The sequence below is a fragment of the Streptomyces xiamenensis genome (genome assembly GCF_000993785.3).
GTDB lineage: Bacteria > Actinomycetota > Actinomycetes > Streptomycetales > Streptomycetaceae > Streptomyces > Streptomyces xiamenensis.
Map to the genome: position 1 here is coordinate 747,002 of NZ_CP009922.3, position 15,086 is coordinate 762,087.

At 74.6% G+C, this 15,086-nt stretch carries 6 protein-coding genes and 1 pseudogene; 1 reads left to right on the forward strand and 6 read right to left on the reverse strand.

The window, feature by feature from the left end; genetic code table 11:
- Window positions 1-9 precede the first annotated feature (9 nt).
- Entirely contained in the window at window positions 10-2,595 is a 2,586-nt protein-coding gene (locus SXIM_RS03360) for a sensor histidine kinase (RefSeq protein ID WP_046722899.1), read from the reverse strand.
- 121 nt (window positions 2,596-2,716) lie between these two features.
- On the opposite strand from SXIM_RS03360, the gene SXIM_RS03365 reads away from it, so the two are divergent.
- Complete coding sequence (locus tag SXIM_RS03365) at window positions 2,717-3,058, forward strand: hypothetical protein (protein ID WP_234306765.1); 342 nt, start codon at window positions 2,717-2,719, stop codon at window positions 3,056-3,058.
- Here the strand turns inward: SXIM_RS03365 and SXIM_RS03370 are convergent.
- The 5 genes and pseudogenes from SXIM_RS03370 to SXIM_RS03390 all read right to left on the reverse strand — a co-directional run bounded on the left by SXIM_RS03370 (window position 3,052) and on the right by SXIM_RS03390 (window position 14,921).
- Window positions 3,052-7,712, reverse strand: a pseudogene (locus SXIM_RS03370) (coiled-coil domain-containing protein). The gene SXIM_RS03365 and the pseudogene SXIM_RS03370 overlap by 7 nt on opposite strands.
- Window positions 7,713-7,795: 83 nt before the next feature.
- Window positions 7,796-8,692 carry a hypothetical protein gene (locus SXIM_RS03375; protein ID WP_046722900.1) on the reverse strand — a complete coding sequence of 299 codons (897 nt, stop codon included), beginning with the start codon at window positions 8,690-8,692 and terminating at the stop codon, window positions 7,796-7,798.
- Window positions 8,689-10,233: a hypothetical protein gene (locus SXIM_RS03380; protein ID WP_043176944.1), complete on the reverse strand. Its 1,545-nt coding sequence runs from the start codon at window positions 10,231-10,233 to the stop codon at window positions 8,689-8,691. Before SXIM_RS03380 ends, SXIM_RS03375 begins: the two co-directional genes overlap by 4 nt.
- A gap of 161 nt (window positions 10,234-10,394) precedes the next feature.
- Complete coding sequence (locus tag SXIM_RS03385) at window positions 10,395-12,500, reverse strand: SpoIIE family protein phosphatase (RefSeq protein ID WP_246156829.1); 2,106 nt, start codon at window positions 12,498-12,500, stop codon at window positions 10,395-10,397.
- Between the two features lie 3 nt (window positions 12,501-12,503).
- Entirely contained in the window at window positions 12,504-14,921 is a 2,418-nt protein-coding gene (locus SXIM_RS03390) for an ATP-binding SpoIIE family protein phosphatase (protein ID WP_043176945.1), read from the reverse strand.
- Window positions 14,922-15,086 lie beyond the last annotated feature (165 nt).

The window sequence follows — 15,086 nt, forward strand, 5'->3', positions numbered from 1 at the left end:
GTCTGCCCCTTACGGTGTCGGTGCCTGCGGGTCATCGTCCCGCCTGGTGTCGTTGCGGTTGTCGCGGTGGTCGTTGTGCTGCCGGCCGCGCCGCCAGCCGAGTTGCAGTGCGGCCATCCTGGCCCGCACCTCGTCGGCGTCCTGCTCCGTCAGGTCGGTGACGGTGGCGTGGGCGCCCGGCTCCTCGTCGTCCCAGGTGTCGGGGACCGCGGCGGGGGCGGAGGCGGGCGGCGTGCGGCGCTGCCGGCGCGGCAACCCGGCGACGGTGGTGCCACCGCCGTCCTCCTCCTGGTGACCGGGCGCGGGATTCTCCTCGCCCGGTGGTTCGCCGACCTGCCGCCCGTGGTCGGCGACCAGCACCGGGGTGCGGCGCCGCTGCGGCAGCGGGATGGGCGGTGCGGGATCGGCCGCGGTGGTGTGCTCGGCCTGATCCACGGGGTCCGCGGGGCGCGGTGGCGCGGGGTACGCGGAGGGTTCGTGGTGTGCGGGGTACTCGTCGGGGCGGGCGTGCCGGGGCCGTTCGCCGCGCCGCCCGTCGCCGTCGCCATCGCCGTCGTCGGGGAAGGGGTAGGGACCGAAGCCGCGTGCGCCCTCCCCGGCATGCTCCAGGCTCCGGAAGCCGACCGGCGCCTCCAGCTCGACGGGCCCGTCCACCGGGCCGTTCAACAGCTCGGGCGGCGCGGGGCGTTCGGGCAGCGGATTGCGCTCCCCGGGGCCGTCGCCGGTCTCGGTGAGCAGTTCGCCGGGCAGCAGCACGACCGCGGTGGTGCCGCCGTACGGGGACTCCTTCAGGGAGACGCGCACCCCGTGCCGCTCCGCCAGCCGGGATACCACGAACAGGCCGAGCCTGTCGGTGTCGGACAGGTCGAACTCGGGGGTGTGCGCCAGCCTTTCGTTGGCCTCGTGGAGCGCCTCGGCGGTCATGCCCAGGCCCCGGTCGTGGATCTCCAGGGTGTAGCCGTGCGGGACCCGTTCCCCGGACACCTGAACGGCGGTGTGCGGCGGGGAGAAGACCGTCGCGTTCTCCAGGAGTTCCGCGATCAGATGCGTCAGGTCGGCCACCGCGCCGCCGGCCACCGCCAGTTGGGGCATCCGGTGCAGCTCCACGCGCTCGTAGTCCTCGACCTCGGCCACCGACGCCCGCACCACGTCCATGAGCTGGACGGGCTTGCGCCACTGCCGGGCCGGGGCCGCGCCGGAGAGGATGACCAGGCCCTCGGCGTGCCGGCGCATCCGGGTGGTGAGGTGGTCGAGGCGGAAGAGATCGGCGAGTTCGTCGGCGTCGTCGGTGCGCCGCTCCATCGCGTCCAGCAGGCCCAGCTGACGGTGGAGCAGCACCTGGTTGCGGCGGGCCAGATTGACCAGGACGTCGGAGATGCCGCGCCGCACGGTGGCCTGTTCGACGGCGGCGGCGACTGCGGCGCGCTGCAGGGTGTTGAGGGACTGGCCGACCTGGCCGACCTCGTCGCGGCCGTACTCCAGGTGCGGTGCCTCGGTCTCCACGTCCACCCGCTCGCCGGCTGCCAGGCGGCGCAGCACGCCGGGCAGCCGTACCTCGGCGGCGTCCTTGGCCTCCTTGGAGAGCGTCATCAGGTCGCGGATCAGCGCACTGCCGATGCGCAGCGAGACGATCAGCGAGAGGATCACGGCGGCGGCGCCGAGCACGCCGGCCGCCCCGGCCCGTACCAGCACGGCCGTGGCCTCGGGGTCGACGGCGTCCTGGTAGCGCTCCTGGGCGGCCTCCCCGAGGGAGCGCAGCTGTTCCAGGGCATTGCCGCCGGTGTCCACCCACTGGTCGGCGCGGGCGGAGCGGGTGCCGCCGTCCAGCAGCCGGCCCTCGACGACAGTGAGGACGTGGCCGGGGCCGGTGTCCCAGAAGGTGTCGTGGGCCTGCTGGTCGTGCAGCGGGAGGTCGGGGAGGTAGGTGGTGTAGGCCAGGTCGCGTTCGGTGATGCGGTCGCCGACCTGGCGCAGTTCGGTGTCGGTGATGCGCCCCGCCGCCAGCGCCCCGGCCACCAGCGCGTCCTCGCGCGAGAGGTACTCGCGGGCCTGCGCGATGCCGACGACGGCGCGGCCGTGCCGGTCGAGGTCGACGTTCTCCACGAGGTGCAGGGCGGCCAGGAACCGGAATCCCGGGTCGATGACGACCGTGTAGGCATTGAGTGCGGCGGTACGGGAGATGGTGTTGCTGTGGACCTGATCGCGCAGCGCGGAAAGACCGTCCAGACCGGACAGAAAGGCGTCCAGCCGTTCCTTGGCGCCCCCGTTGAGGTCGTCGCGAGCGCCGCCCGCGGCTTCTTCGCGTACCTCGGCAACGGTGTTGTCGGTGGACTCCTGGGTGGTGCGCAGCTGAGCGAGGGCGTCCGAGCGGCGCGGGTCGGCGAGGAACACCAGGGTCTGGCGGCGCTCTTGCTGGATGGCGTGGATGACGCTCTCGGCGGGGGTGCCGAGTCTGTCGGAGACGGAGGCGACGGCGAGCAGGGATCTGGCCTCGGCGACGGTGATGGCCGTGGCGAACGCCCAGATCGACACGAGCGACAGCAGGGGTACCAGCAGCAGGGCCCCTATCTTCCGTCGGATCGACTTCCCTCGCACGTGCGGGCCCTCCCAGGGGTGTGTCCGTGCTGTTGCGTGCTGCGACAGCGCGAGCCTACTACCGCTGATAGCGGCTGGGCGTGAGGACTTGGTGAGGGCGTGAGCGGGGCGGGGCCGTACCATGGAGCGGCAGGACATACCAGCACATCTCACCGTACCGGAGGACGGCGGAGTGTATGCGAGACCCCGGATGCCCGATCCGGTGCGCAACGCGGCGGTGCGGGCCGTCATCATCATCGCACTGACACTCAGTCAGGTCGTCGTGGTCCTGCTGTGCACGCTGGCCGGATCCTGGCTGGCGCTGCCGATGACGATCTCGTCGGTGGCCTCCACGGTCGTGGCGACCTGGGCGGTGCTGGACATCTGGATCACCCGGCAGGCGTGGCGGCAGCGGAACGGCGTGATGTCCGTACCGAGCAGTGTGGCCCGCCGGCGCACCTCCCTGTGGCACTACGATCAGTGAGCCGGCGCCTCCGGGCTGTCGGCGGGCTTGCGGTAGACCCGGGTGGCGGTGATCTCCCCGTGGATGGCCTCTGATTCAGCGCCGCGCTGCTGCGGCAGCCCGGGCCGCAGATGCTCCTCGACGCTGATGTACTTGAGCCCGGCCCGCAGGTCCGCGTCGTTGCGCAGCCTGATGACCAGCGGGAACTCGGCGAGCGCGGTCGTGTCGAACAGCCCTGTGGTGTAGAGGAGCTGGACGCCCAGCGCGTCGGCGACCGCCCGCTGGAGCTCCAGCAGATAGGTGGCGTTGGCGCGGCCGATGGGGTTGTCGAGGAACAGGGTGCCGGCGTGCCGGTGCTTGTCCCGGCCCCGGTCGTTGCTGCGCAGCGCGGCCATGGTGCAGTACAGGGCGATGGCGGCGGTCAGCAGCTGGCCGCCGGAGAACACGTCGCCCATCTGTCCGACCGGCACCCGCTCGGCGCGCAGCACGGCGTCCGGCTTGAGGATCTCCACGGACACACCGCCCGGGCGCAGCGCGGCGTGGGTGCCGCGCAGCAGCAGGGACATGCCGTCCCGGCGCAGGTCGGAGTTCTTCTTGACGGCGGCGCGGGTGGTCTCGTCGATGACCTCGCCGAGCCGTTCGCTCAGGGTGGCCTGGTCCGGGTCCTCGAACCGGATACGCAGGAACTCCTGCCCCGACCACTCCCCGAGCCCTTCGGGCAGCCGGGACAGCCGCTGGGCGGAGCGCAGAGTGGCCAGGGAGGACTCCACCAGGCCGCGCAGCCGGTCCACGATGGAGTCGCGGTTGCGTTCGAGCTGGGCGAGTTCATCGGTGAGGACGCGCAGCCGGGGGCGAACGCCTCGGCCCAGGCGGTGGCGTGTTCGGGCAGCGCGGCGGCGGGCAGCTCGCGGATCTGCTGCCGGGCGGGGGTGCGTACCTGTTCGTAGCGGGCGGCGTTGGCGTGCCGTACGAGGAGGTCGCCCGCCTCGCGGACGGCGCTGTCGGCCGCGGAGAGCGCGGTGGCGCACGTGCGCAGGGCGCGGCGGGCGTCGGTGGCGGACTGCCGGGCCTCGGCGAGCGTGCCGGGGTAGGGCGTGTCGTCGGGCTCGGTGCCCTCGGCGGCCGGCTGGTCGGGCTGCGGGTCGCGCAGCAGATCGCGGAGCAGGGCGGCGGTCTCCTCGAAGCCGCCGGCGCCGTCGCGGGCGGTGTGATGCTCGCGCAGCAGCTCCTCGTGGGCGGCCCGGGCGGCGTGCAACGTGTCCTCCCGGGCGGCGAGTTCGGCGGTGGCGGTGCGCAGCAGGTCGCGGGCGTGCTCGGCGTCGGCCGGGACCCGGTCCTCGGGGAGGCCGGTGTGGGCGTCGCCCTGCTCGGGGGCGAGCCGTTCGGCCTCGCCGCGCAGCCGGCCGAGCTGCTCGCTGGCGGTGGAGGAGCGGGACTCCAGCAGTTGGACGTGTGACTCGGCGCGGGCGGCGGCCGCCTGCCGGGAGGGGCCGTCGGCGCCGTCGAGTTCGGCCAGGAGCTTGGCGGCCCGGGTACGGACCTTGTTGGTCAGCCGCTCCAGGGCGGCGCTGGCGGCGCTCTCGTCGCCCTCGGCGCGGGCCTGTTCGGCCCGCAGGTCGGCGCCGACGCCGACCTTCTCGTACAGCTGGGAGGCGGTGCGGTACGCCTCGCGCAGATCGGGCAGCGCGGTGGACGGTACCTCTGCGGGCAGTTCGTCGGGGGCGCCGGTGACCTGGGCCCGTTCGGCGCGCAGCGCGCGGGCGGTGCGGCGGGTGTCGTCGGCGGTGCGCTGGGCGGCGCGGCGGTCCTCGTCGGCGGCCCTGGCCCGCTCCAGGCACTCGGTGGCGGTGGCCTCCGACTCGGCCGCCTCGACGGCGAGTTCACGGACTCTGAGCTGCCAGTTGGCGCGTTCGCGCAGCCGGAACGCCAGCCCGGCGAGGGCGTCGGCGGAGCGGCGGGCGCGCTGCACGCGTTCCTGGGCCTCGTCGCGGACGCGGGTGGCCTCGCCGGCGATCTCCTCGGCCTCGGCGCGGGCGGTGGCCGCGTGGGCGAGCCGCTGCGAGGCGGTGGCGGCGCTCTCCTTCGCCTCCCGTGCGGCGGCGGCCAGTTCGGCCAGCCGTCCGGCGGGGCAGCCGGCCCGCCAGGAGGCGAGCCGGGCGGCGAGCGTACGGTCCCCGGCGAGCCGGGCGGCCAGCGCACGGATCTCCGTGTCGCGCTCGGTGGCGCGCCGGCGCAGTGCCTGCCGCTCGTCGTCGGCGGCGCGTTCGTCGTGCATGGCCGGGTTGGGCGGGACGAGGAAGACGCCGCTGTCCACCCCGCCGGCCGGCGGGGTGGGCGCGAGCAGGGCGGCGGCGGTGCCGACCGCGACGGTGGAGCGGGGCAGCAGGGCCGCGCCCGCCAGGGCCTCGCGGGCGCGGGCGTGGCTGCCGGGGTCGGTGATGATCACGCCGTCGACCAGCTCGGGCCGGGCGGCGAGCACGGCGGCGTGGTCGGCGGGGTCCACGGCCTGGGCGAGATAGCGCCAGCCGGGCAGCGCGGGAATGCCGTGCTCGCCGAGGAACTCGACGGTGGCCAGCACGTCGGGGCCCGGCGGCAGCAGCCCGCCGTCCCCGAGCGCGCCGAGGATCCGCGAGTCGTCGGCGGCGGCGGTGCGCAGCTCGAACAGCAGCCGCTCGGCCCCGCCGACCCGCTCCTCCAGCAGAGCGGTCAGCGCCTCGGCGTTGCGGTCCAGCTCCTCGGCGGTGAGCGGCCCGTCCTCCTGGCGGCCGGTGGCGGACTCGGGCGTGGTGGCGTCCCGCGAGGTGTCGCCGCCGTCCCCGGCCGGGCGGCGGCCGGGGGCCAGGCTGAGCAGTTCGGCCAGCCGTGGTTCGCGGGCCAGCGCGCCTGCGGTGGCGTGCTCGGATTCCCAGGCGGCCTGCGCCGCCTGCGCCGCGTCCATCGAGCGGGCGGCGAGCAGATCGGCGCCCGCCTGGGCCGTGGTGGCGTCGCGCAGCTGTTCCGTTGCGCGGATCGCCGCCTCGCGCGCCGATTCCCAGGCGGCCGTCGCCGACTTCTCCGCGTCGGAGGCGGACAGGGCGGCTCGGGCCGGGTCCGCGCCCTCCAGCCAGCCGTTGCGGACCGCTTCCGCCGTCTCCGCCTCGACCTCGGCCAGCCGCTGGCGCAGATGCTCGGACTCGCTGCGGGCCCGCTGGGCGGCGGTGGCCGCCGCCGTGGCATCACGGTGCGCCGACTCGGACTCACGCTGCAGCCCGGCGGAGCGCTCCTCCTGTTCGCCGGCCGCCCGTTCGCTGTCCTCGGCCGCCGCGTGCAGCGCCCGTACCAGCTCGCCCGCCGCCTTGCCGCGGGCCGCCAGCGCGGGGGCCGCGTCCCGTTCCGCCTCCTGGATGGCCGCCGCCACCCGGGCCGAGCGGTCAGCGGCGGCCCGGTGGGCCAGTACGGTCTCGGCCGCCTGCCACGCGGCCTGCAGCGTCCTGGCGTCCGTCAGCTCCCGGCGCTGCGCCGCCGCCGCCCGCTCGGCCGCCGCCAGCGCCAGCGAGGCGTGGCGGTAGGCCAGTTCGGCCGCGATCAGGGAGGCGTCGGCGCGCTCGTGCTCGGCGGCGGCGACCGCCGCCTGTGCCGACTCGACCCCGGCGGCCAGCTCCGCCGCCCGGTCACGCTCCGTCCTGCCCCGGGAGGCCAGCCGGGCGGCCAGGGCGCGTACCCGCCGCTCGGCGGTGCCGTGCACCGTACGGGCCTGCTCGCACTCGGCGGCGGACTCGGAGATGCGGCCCAGCAGGTCAAGGGAGCCTGCGGTGAAGTCGCGTTCGGCGGTCAGTTCGGCGCGGCGGCCCAGTTTGTGGGCGAAGCCGTGCACCAGGTCGGCGAGCCCGTCCGTGTCCCGGGTGTCGGTGACCGCGCGCAGCAGCAGATCGGTGAAGTCGGAGTCGTTCTTGACCGCGAAGAGCCCGGCCGCCTCACCCTCGTCGGCGTTCATCTCGCGCTGGTAGCGGAAGAGTTCCGGGTCCAGGCCGAGCCGCTGCAACTGCTCGATCCACCGTTCGTGGATCTCCTCCCACACCACGTCCAGGTTCGGGTAGGCCTTGCCGGTCTCGGTGAGGACGTCCCGGAACCCCTTCATGGTGCGGCGCCGTCCGCGCGCACCGGAGGCGCCCTCGCCCCGGTCCTCGCGGGGCCGCAGCGCGGTGGACTCGGCCACCGGCAGCGAGTCCAGATTCATCCCCGGGCCGGGCCGGAAGGAGTACCAGGCCTCGGCGAACTTCCGCGGGTCGCCGGACACCTGGCGCCCGCGCCACTCGCTGACCTTGCCGACCACCACGCTCTCGCCGGTGAGCGTGTGCTGCCACTCCAGGGCCACGTGACCGCAGTCGTCCGCGAGCAGGAACTTGCGGAGCACACCGGAGCTGGCCCCGCCCAGCGTGTTGCGGTGGCCGGGCAGCATCACCGAGAAGATCAGCTTCAGCAGGACGGACTTGCCGCCGCCGTTCTCCAGGAAGAGCACCCCGGCGGGCGCGGGGCGGCGCGGCGGCCCGGTGGGCTCCTCCTCGAAAAAGTCCGCCTGGGCGGGGGCCGGGGTGGGCACCACATCGCCGACTCCGCGCAGATCGAGGACGGTGTCGGCGTAGCGCGCGCCGGCCGGTCCGATCGAGTAGAGGCGGACCCGGGACAACTCGTACATGTGGCTGGGCTCTCGTAGGTCGTGGTGGTGTCGGGTGGCCGGCCGGCGGGGAACGGCCGAGGGCGGGGCCGGAAGCGGAACGGTCAGCTGTGGAACGGCAGTCCCGCGCCGTCCACCAGGTCGAGGTCGTCGGTGGTGTCGGGTGGCAGCAGCGAGGCGCTGCCGTCGCTCACCGGCACGATGCCCAGCTCCAGCAGTTCGCTCAGCGCGGCCCCGGCCGCCATGTCGCGGACCTGGAGCTGGTAGCGGGCGGTGGTGCGGTACGCGCCGCCCGCGTCGTCCCCGGTGCGCTGGAGGAAGCCGGAGTCGGTGAGGAACGCCACCGCCTTGCCGACGATGCCGGTGGTGGAACCGGCCAGCCGCCGCGCGTCCTTGGTCGCCCCGGTGGCACTGCGCCGCGCGTACACCCGCCAGGCGGCTTCCAGGCCGGGCGCGCCGGAGGCCGGGTCGGTGTTCTCCCCCTCCTCGGCGGCGCGCTGCTCCAGGCGCCGGCAGGCCTGCCGTACGAAGGAGTCCACCCCGTTGATGGTGATGCGGCCGATGTAGCCGTCGTCGGCGAGGTCCTGGGGGCGCGGGAAGGCCAGAGCGGCGACGGCGAGATGGGCCAGGCCGTGCAGAAAGCGGTCGGTGGAGTCGGCGGTGGTGCGGCGGGCGTACTCGCTCATGCGGACCGCGAACACGGAGTCCTCGGCGGCGGTCATGGCCATCCCGGCGCGGGTGGACACCTCCAGGACGACCAGCCCGAGCCCGGTGGCGACGGCGTCGGCGAGCCGGGCGAACGTGGGCTCCTCCTGGTAGCGGCGCAGCAGTCCCGCGTATTCGGCGTCGCGGGCGGGCAGCAGCTTGGGCTGGAGCCCGAAGCTGACCAGCCGTGCGGCGTCGGCGGCGTCCGCCGGGGTGACGGGGGCGGCTGCCGACGGCGGGGGCGCGGCGCCCTCGTCGTCGCCTTCCGTTCCCAGGGCGTCGGCTGCGGTGGTCATGACGTGCTCTCCGAGCGGTCGGCGGCCATCGAGGCCGCGTCCAGCAGTGCGGTGCCGACGATCAGGTCGGCGCCGCCGAACTCCGGGTCCCGCAGCACCGTGCCGTCGTCGACGGCGAACAGCAGCCGGCGTTCGCCCTGCCGATAGGCGGTGCCCACCGGAGGGCTGGCGGCGTGCACGGCCAGCAGGGTCAGCAGATAGGGCAGTTCCGGGTCCGCGGGGGCCTTGCGGCGGGCCTGCTCCAGCAGTCCGGACAGCCGGCGCGGGGCGTCGGGCGGCAGGTCCAGTATCTCCAGGGCGGCGGCCAGCTGTTCCTCGCTGAAGCGGGAGTCGTCGGGGGTGGCGACGAGGTCCGGCTCCGGCAGTTCCGCGCCGAGGTGTTCGCGGGGCGCGGGCGGGGTCAGCAGCAGTTCGGTCAGGTCGGCCAGGCGCACCGCACCGGGGGTGCGCGGTCCTGTGCCCTTGGCGAAGTAGGCGTCGGTGACCCGGGCGGCCCGCTCCAGCGGCTCGGGCAGCAGCGGGGCCAGCAGTTGACCGTAGAGGTCGACGCCGGCCCGGGCGGCCCGCGGGGCGAACGCCTGCCGGTCCTGCTCGGCGCGGAACAGCGGCCCGGCCTCCAGCAGCCGGGACTGGAGCTGGGTGTGGCGGCGGATGCAGTCCTTGACGATGTCGACCAGTTCTGCGGCGCGCAGCTTGTTCTCGGGCTCTATGGCCTCGTCCCTGGCGCGCCGGATGTTGGTGAGGATGGCGTTCTCGTGCCGGTAGCGGTCGGCGATGTGCTCCAGCGCCTCGCCGATGAGGTCGGGCACGGTGCGCAGCCAGTCGACGGCACGGACGTTGCGCCGGGTGGCCTCCAGGGCGCGGCGCAGCGTCTCGGCGTACTGGACGGTGCGGTAGCGGGCGGCCTCGGCGGCGAGTTGGGCGTCGGCGAGCCGGCCACGGCTGATCAGCACCTCCAGCTTGACCTCGGCGGCGATCTGGGCGCTGGTGACGTCGGTGTCCAGCGCGCCGACCAGGACGTTGACGGCCTCGTCGGTGGTGCGCAGGTACACCCCGCCGCCAGGCCCCGGCACTTCCTCGATCAGCTTGAAGTCGTAGTCGCGGCGCACATAGGCGCCGTCGGGCCCGAAGGTGCCGTAGACGGCGCGGAAACCGCGGTCCACGCTGCCGACGTTGATGAGGTTGTCGAGCACCCAGCGGGCCACCCGCTCGTGTTCGGCGGCGGCCCGCCGCGGCGCCTGGGCCGCGACGCGCGGCAGCAGCCGCAGAACGACCTGCTCGTGGTCGGCCCCGGTGTCGAAGTCCATGCTGAGGGTGACCAGATCGATGGCGGCGAGCGCGACCTCCGCCATGGCGTAGGTGCCGTACTCGCCGGCGAGGTTGGCCTTGCGGGCGTCCAGGTCGTGCAGGGGCGCGGTGCAGGCCAGCGCGCGCAGCCGCCGGGCGAGCCCTTCGTCGGCGGCGGGACCCGGGGCCGGGGTCGCGTGGGTCGTTCCTGCTGGTGCGGTCACGGATCCCACACTAAGCGGTGGCACGGACATTGATCGATTCGGCACGGATGGTTCGGATGACCCAGATCGTTCGGATGGTGTGGATGGTTCGTTTGGTACGGATACGGACAGGGCGGCTCAGGCTTCGACTTCGGCTCCCGCCCCGGCCTCGGCCATGGGCGCGGTCGCGGGCACGGCGGAACAGCGGCCGGTCACGCGGACCGCTTCTCGCTGTCGGCCCCACCCCGGTGCACCCGCGCCACCAGCAGCGCGACATCGTCCTGCGGAGCGGTGTCGCGCCCCCGGATGCCCAGCACAGTGTCGCAGGTTTCCTCCAGTGAACCGGCCGGCCCCTCCAGCAGCCGCAGCACCGCCCGCAGCCCCTCGTCGATCGAGTGTCCGCGCTCCTCCACCAGACCGTCCGTGAACAGCGCCAGTGTCGCCCCCGGGGCCAGCCGCAACCGGACGCTCAGGAACGGCACACCGCCCACCCCCAGCGGCACCGCCCGGGGCAGTCGCAGCAACTCGCCCCGCCCGTCCGGCTGCACCAGCACCGGGGGCAGGTGCCCGGCACTCGCCAGCTCGCACCATCCCTCGCGGGGGTCGCACTCCGCGTACAGGCAGGTGGCGATCGAGTCGCCGAGGAACTCCGCGATGCCGTCCAGATGCCCCAGCAGTTCGGCCGGGGGCACTCCCATGCGGGCCAGCGCCCGGATGGTGGAGCGCAGTTGCCCCATGATGGCCGCGGCCCGCACCCCCTTGCCCATCACATCGCCCACCACCAGGCCGAACCGCCCCCCGGGCAGCCGCAGCACATCGATCCAGTCCCCGCCGACCTCGGAGACGGCGGGCCGGTAGCGGTAGGCGATCTCGATGTCCGAGCGTTCCTGAGGCAGTTGCGGCAGCAGGCTGCGCTGGAGGGTGAGCGCGGTGTTCCGTTCCCTGGTGTACAGCCGGGCGTTGTCGACACTGATCGCGGCGCGCGCCGCCAGCTCCCCGGCCAGCTCCCGGTCCTCCTCGTCGAACGCCCGGCTGCCGGTGGTCCGCATGAGGGTGAGGGTGCCCAGCACCTCGCCGCGTGCGATGAGCGGGGTGACCAGGACGGAGTGCACCCCGGCGGACTCCAGCAGCCGTGCCTCCCGTTCGTCGCGGGTCAGCCGCCGCAGCCCCTGCGCGGTGGCCTTCGCCAGCAGGATCGGGCGGGAGTGCCGCACCGCCTGGGTGTTGATCCTGGCCGGGCCGAAGGTCACCGGGCTGCCGATGTCCCGCGCCGCCGGCTCCAGCGCCGTGCCCTCGCCGCCGGCGAACGCCAGCAGCCGGAAGACCGCCGAACCGTCGCGCTGGACGGGCGGGGCCGCGCCGCCGCCGAGCACCGCGTCGAGGATGTCGACGCCCGCCAGGTCGGCGTAGCGCGGTACGGCGGCCCGCACCAGTTCGTGCGCGGTCTGCCGCAGATCGAGGGTGGTGCCGACCCTGGTGCCCGCCTCCGCGATCAGCGCGAGCCGTATCCGGGCCCTGGCCACCTCGTTGTTGGCGCGCACCCGTTCGCTGACGTCGATGGCGGACATCGCCACGCCCAGCGGGCGCCCGTCCGGCTCGTCAAGACGGTAGAAGGAGGCGGACCACACGTGGTCGCGGTCGGGGTCGGCGGGGGTACGTCCGGTGGTGCGGTGGTCGATGACGGGGCGGCCGGTCTCCAGGACCCGGCGCAGCACCTCGCCGACGCCGCTGACGTCGGTCTCGGTCAGTGTCGCGCCGAACGAGCGGCCGATCAGCTCGGATGCCGGGACCCCGTGCAGCCGGGCGAGCGCGGGGTTGACCCGCCGCCAGTTCAGATCGGTGTCGAACAGGCCCAGGGCGACCGGGGACTGGTTGATGAGCCCGGTGGACAGGGCGAGGTCGGAGGCGAGTTCGCGCAGGGTGCCGGCGTCGGCGGCCTGGCTGAGGATGCAGACGGCGCCGCCGGGCGCCGGGGCGGGGCGGCTGCGGACCTCGACCAGCCGGGTGTGCCCGTCGGCGTGCCGGGCCGGCAGCACGCCCGCCCACTCGCGCCCGGTGCGCGCCGTACGCTGCCATTCCCGCGCCGGCCCGGTGGGCCCGTCGGGGAGCAGCAGGTCAGCGGCCTGCTGCCCCAGCGCCCGCTCGGGCGGGTAGCCGAACAGCAGTTGGGCTTCCGGGCCCCACAGGATGATGGCGCCGCTCTCGTCCTGCACGAAGACGGCCTGCCGCATCAGGTCGGTCAGGGCTCCGCTGGACCGGTCCGGCATGGCGCCGCCGGCCATGGCCCCGGCTCTGCGCTCCGGTCCGCCGTCCACCATCGCCTACCCCGGTTCCGTGTCCAGGAGCTGTTCGGTCCAGATGGTCTTGCCCCGGGAGGTGTAGCGGCTGCCCCAGCGATGGGCGAGCTGCGCGACCAGGAACAGTCCCCGGCCGCCCTCGTCGGTGGGCCGGGCGCGGCGCAGGTGCGGCTGCGTCTCGCTGGGGTCCGAGACCTCGCAGATGAGCGTCTCGTCCCGGATGAGCCGCAGTTCGACGGGGCCGCCCGCGTACCGGATGGCGTTGGTGACCAGTTCGCTGACGATCAGTTCGGTGGCGAAGACGTTGGCGTCCAGCCCCCACTCCGTCAGCCGGTCGAGGACGGCGTTGCGGGCCTCGCCCACCACGGCGGGGTCGGCGGCGAAACTCCAGTGCGCCGTGGCGTCCTCGGGCAGGGTGCGGACCCGGGCGACCAGCAGCGCCACCTCGCTGTCGGGTGTGCGGCGGGGCAGCAGCGCGTCCAGGACGGCGCGGCCCAGTTCGGCGGGGGTGCGGTCGCCTGCCGCCGAGAGTTCGGCGCGCAGCAGTTCCATCCGCTCCTCCGGGGTGTTCTCCGCCGGTTCGAGGATGTCACCGTCGCCGGCCCTGGCGGCGACCAGTTCGTCGCTGAACAGCAGCAGCCAGCTGTCCGGTTCGAGCCGCACCCGGACGGATTCGAAGGGGGTGCCGCCGACTCCCAGCGGCGGTCCCGCCTTCAGCGGCACGACCTCCGGCGGCCGTCCCGGCAGGGCCAGGACCGGGGGCACCCGTCCGGCGCCCGCCATGGTGCAGTCACCGCTGACCGGGTCGTACACGCAGTACAGGCAGGTCGCGCCGACCGCCCCGGTGCCGTCGCGCGGTTCCTGCTCGGCGTCGGCCAGCCGGATGGCCAGGTCATCGAGGCGGGTGAGCAGTTCCTCGGGGGCGAGGTCGAGGTCGGCGAGGGTCTGTACGGCGGTACGCAGCCGGCCCATGGTGGCGGTGGCGTTCAGGCCGTGCCCGGCGATGTCACCGATGACGAACGCGACCCGCGCGGAGGAGAGCGGGATCACGTCGTACCAGGTGCCGCCCGTACCGGCGGCGGTGCGGGCCGCGACGTAGCTGCCGGCGGTGCGGGCGGCGCTCAGCTCGACGACGGGCTGCGGCAGCAGGCTGCGCTGGAGCGATTCGACGGTGCGGTGCTCGCGGGTGTAACGCCGCGCGTTGTCGAGGCTGAGGGCGGCCCGGGAGCCGATCTCCTCGCCGAGCCAGGCGTCCTGGAGGGTGAAGGTGAGCCGCCCCGGCGCGCGCCACAGGTGCAGGGCGCCCAGGACCTGGCCACGGGCGGTGAGCGGCACGATCATCCGTGACCCCGGCCCCTGCGGCAGCTGGTACGCGGCCGGTCCCGGCTCGGCGCCCGGCGGGGTCAGCGGCGTGGTCCGCACCGCCTCGGGCAGCGGCTCGCGCAGCGCGCGGTCGCCGGTCAGCCGGGGGTCTGCGAACTCTTCGACGCGGAAGAGCGCTCCGGGCGGGTAGACCTCGGCGGGCCACTCTCCGTGGGCGATCTCGCCGCCGAGCCGGCGCAGTTGTGCGCCGGGCACGGTCCACTCGGGTTCGTCGCCGCCGAGCATCAGTCCGGAGATGTCGACGCCGGCGAGGTCGGCGAAGCCGGGCACCAGCACCTTGGCCAGTTCCTGGGCGTTGGCGGCGATGTCGAGGGTGGCGCCGATGCGTTCGGCGACCGCGTGCAGCAGGGCCATCCGGCGGCGCGAGATGTACTGCTCGGTGATGTCGGTGAAGATGCTGACGGCGCCCTGGACCCGTTCGGCGCGGTCGCGCAGCTGGAACATCTGGATGCTGAGCACCCGTTCGTCGTCGGGCGCGTCCCGCAGCCGTGCCGTGTGCTCCCAGTCGATGACGGGCTCGCCGCTGTCCACGACCTGGCGCAGCCGGCCGCTGAGGGCGTCGGCGTCCTCGGGAACCAGCATGGCGCTGATCGGGGCGGGCAGCGGCGACGGCCGCGCCTGCCCTTCATCGGTCTTCGTGGCGCTCAGCAGCACCTGCGGGGTGAGGTTGATGCGGGTGATTCGCAGGTCGGTGCGGTGGATGGCGATGCCGACGCGGCGCTGCGAGAACAGCGCGCGGACCAGCGCCTGGTCCTCCTCGTGGCGGTGCGCCGCGTCCTCGGGGGTGAGGGTTACCAGGCGGCGCGCGGTGCCACCGCCGGGAAGATCGACGGTGGTCAGCCGCAGGCGCAGGGAATCCGGGCGCCCGGGGCGGGCGAGGGTGGCGCAGCCGTGTTCGACGCGATCCAGCAGCTGGTCGAGGCGCTGCCCGGTGATGTGCTCGGCGGGCCGCCCCAGCAGTTCCGCGGCGTCCGGGGTACAGGTCAGTACCTCGTCGCGCGCGCCGAGCACCAGTACCACGGCGGCGTCCAGGGGCAGTGGATCGGGGCTGGCGGTCACATTCCTCCTCGGCCGCTGGGGCGGGCCCTTTCCCTGCCCCCATTGAACGCCGGGGGCCGGGCGGGCGCGCGGCGGGAGCGGGGGCGGTGGAGGCCGGGGCGGCGCGGCAGGCGGCCGGGGATGCGGGATGCGCCCGAATGGGGTGCCATGGAGAGAACGGGAAGG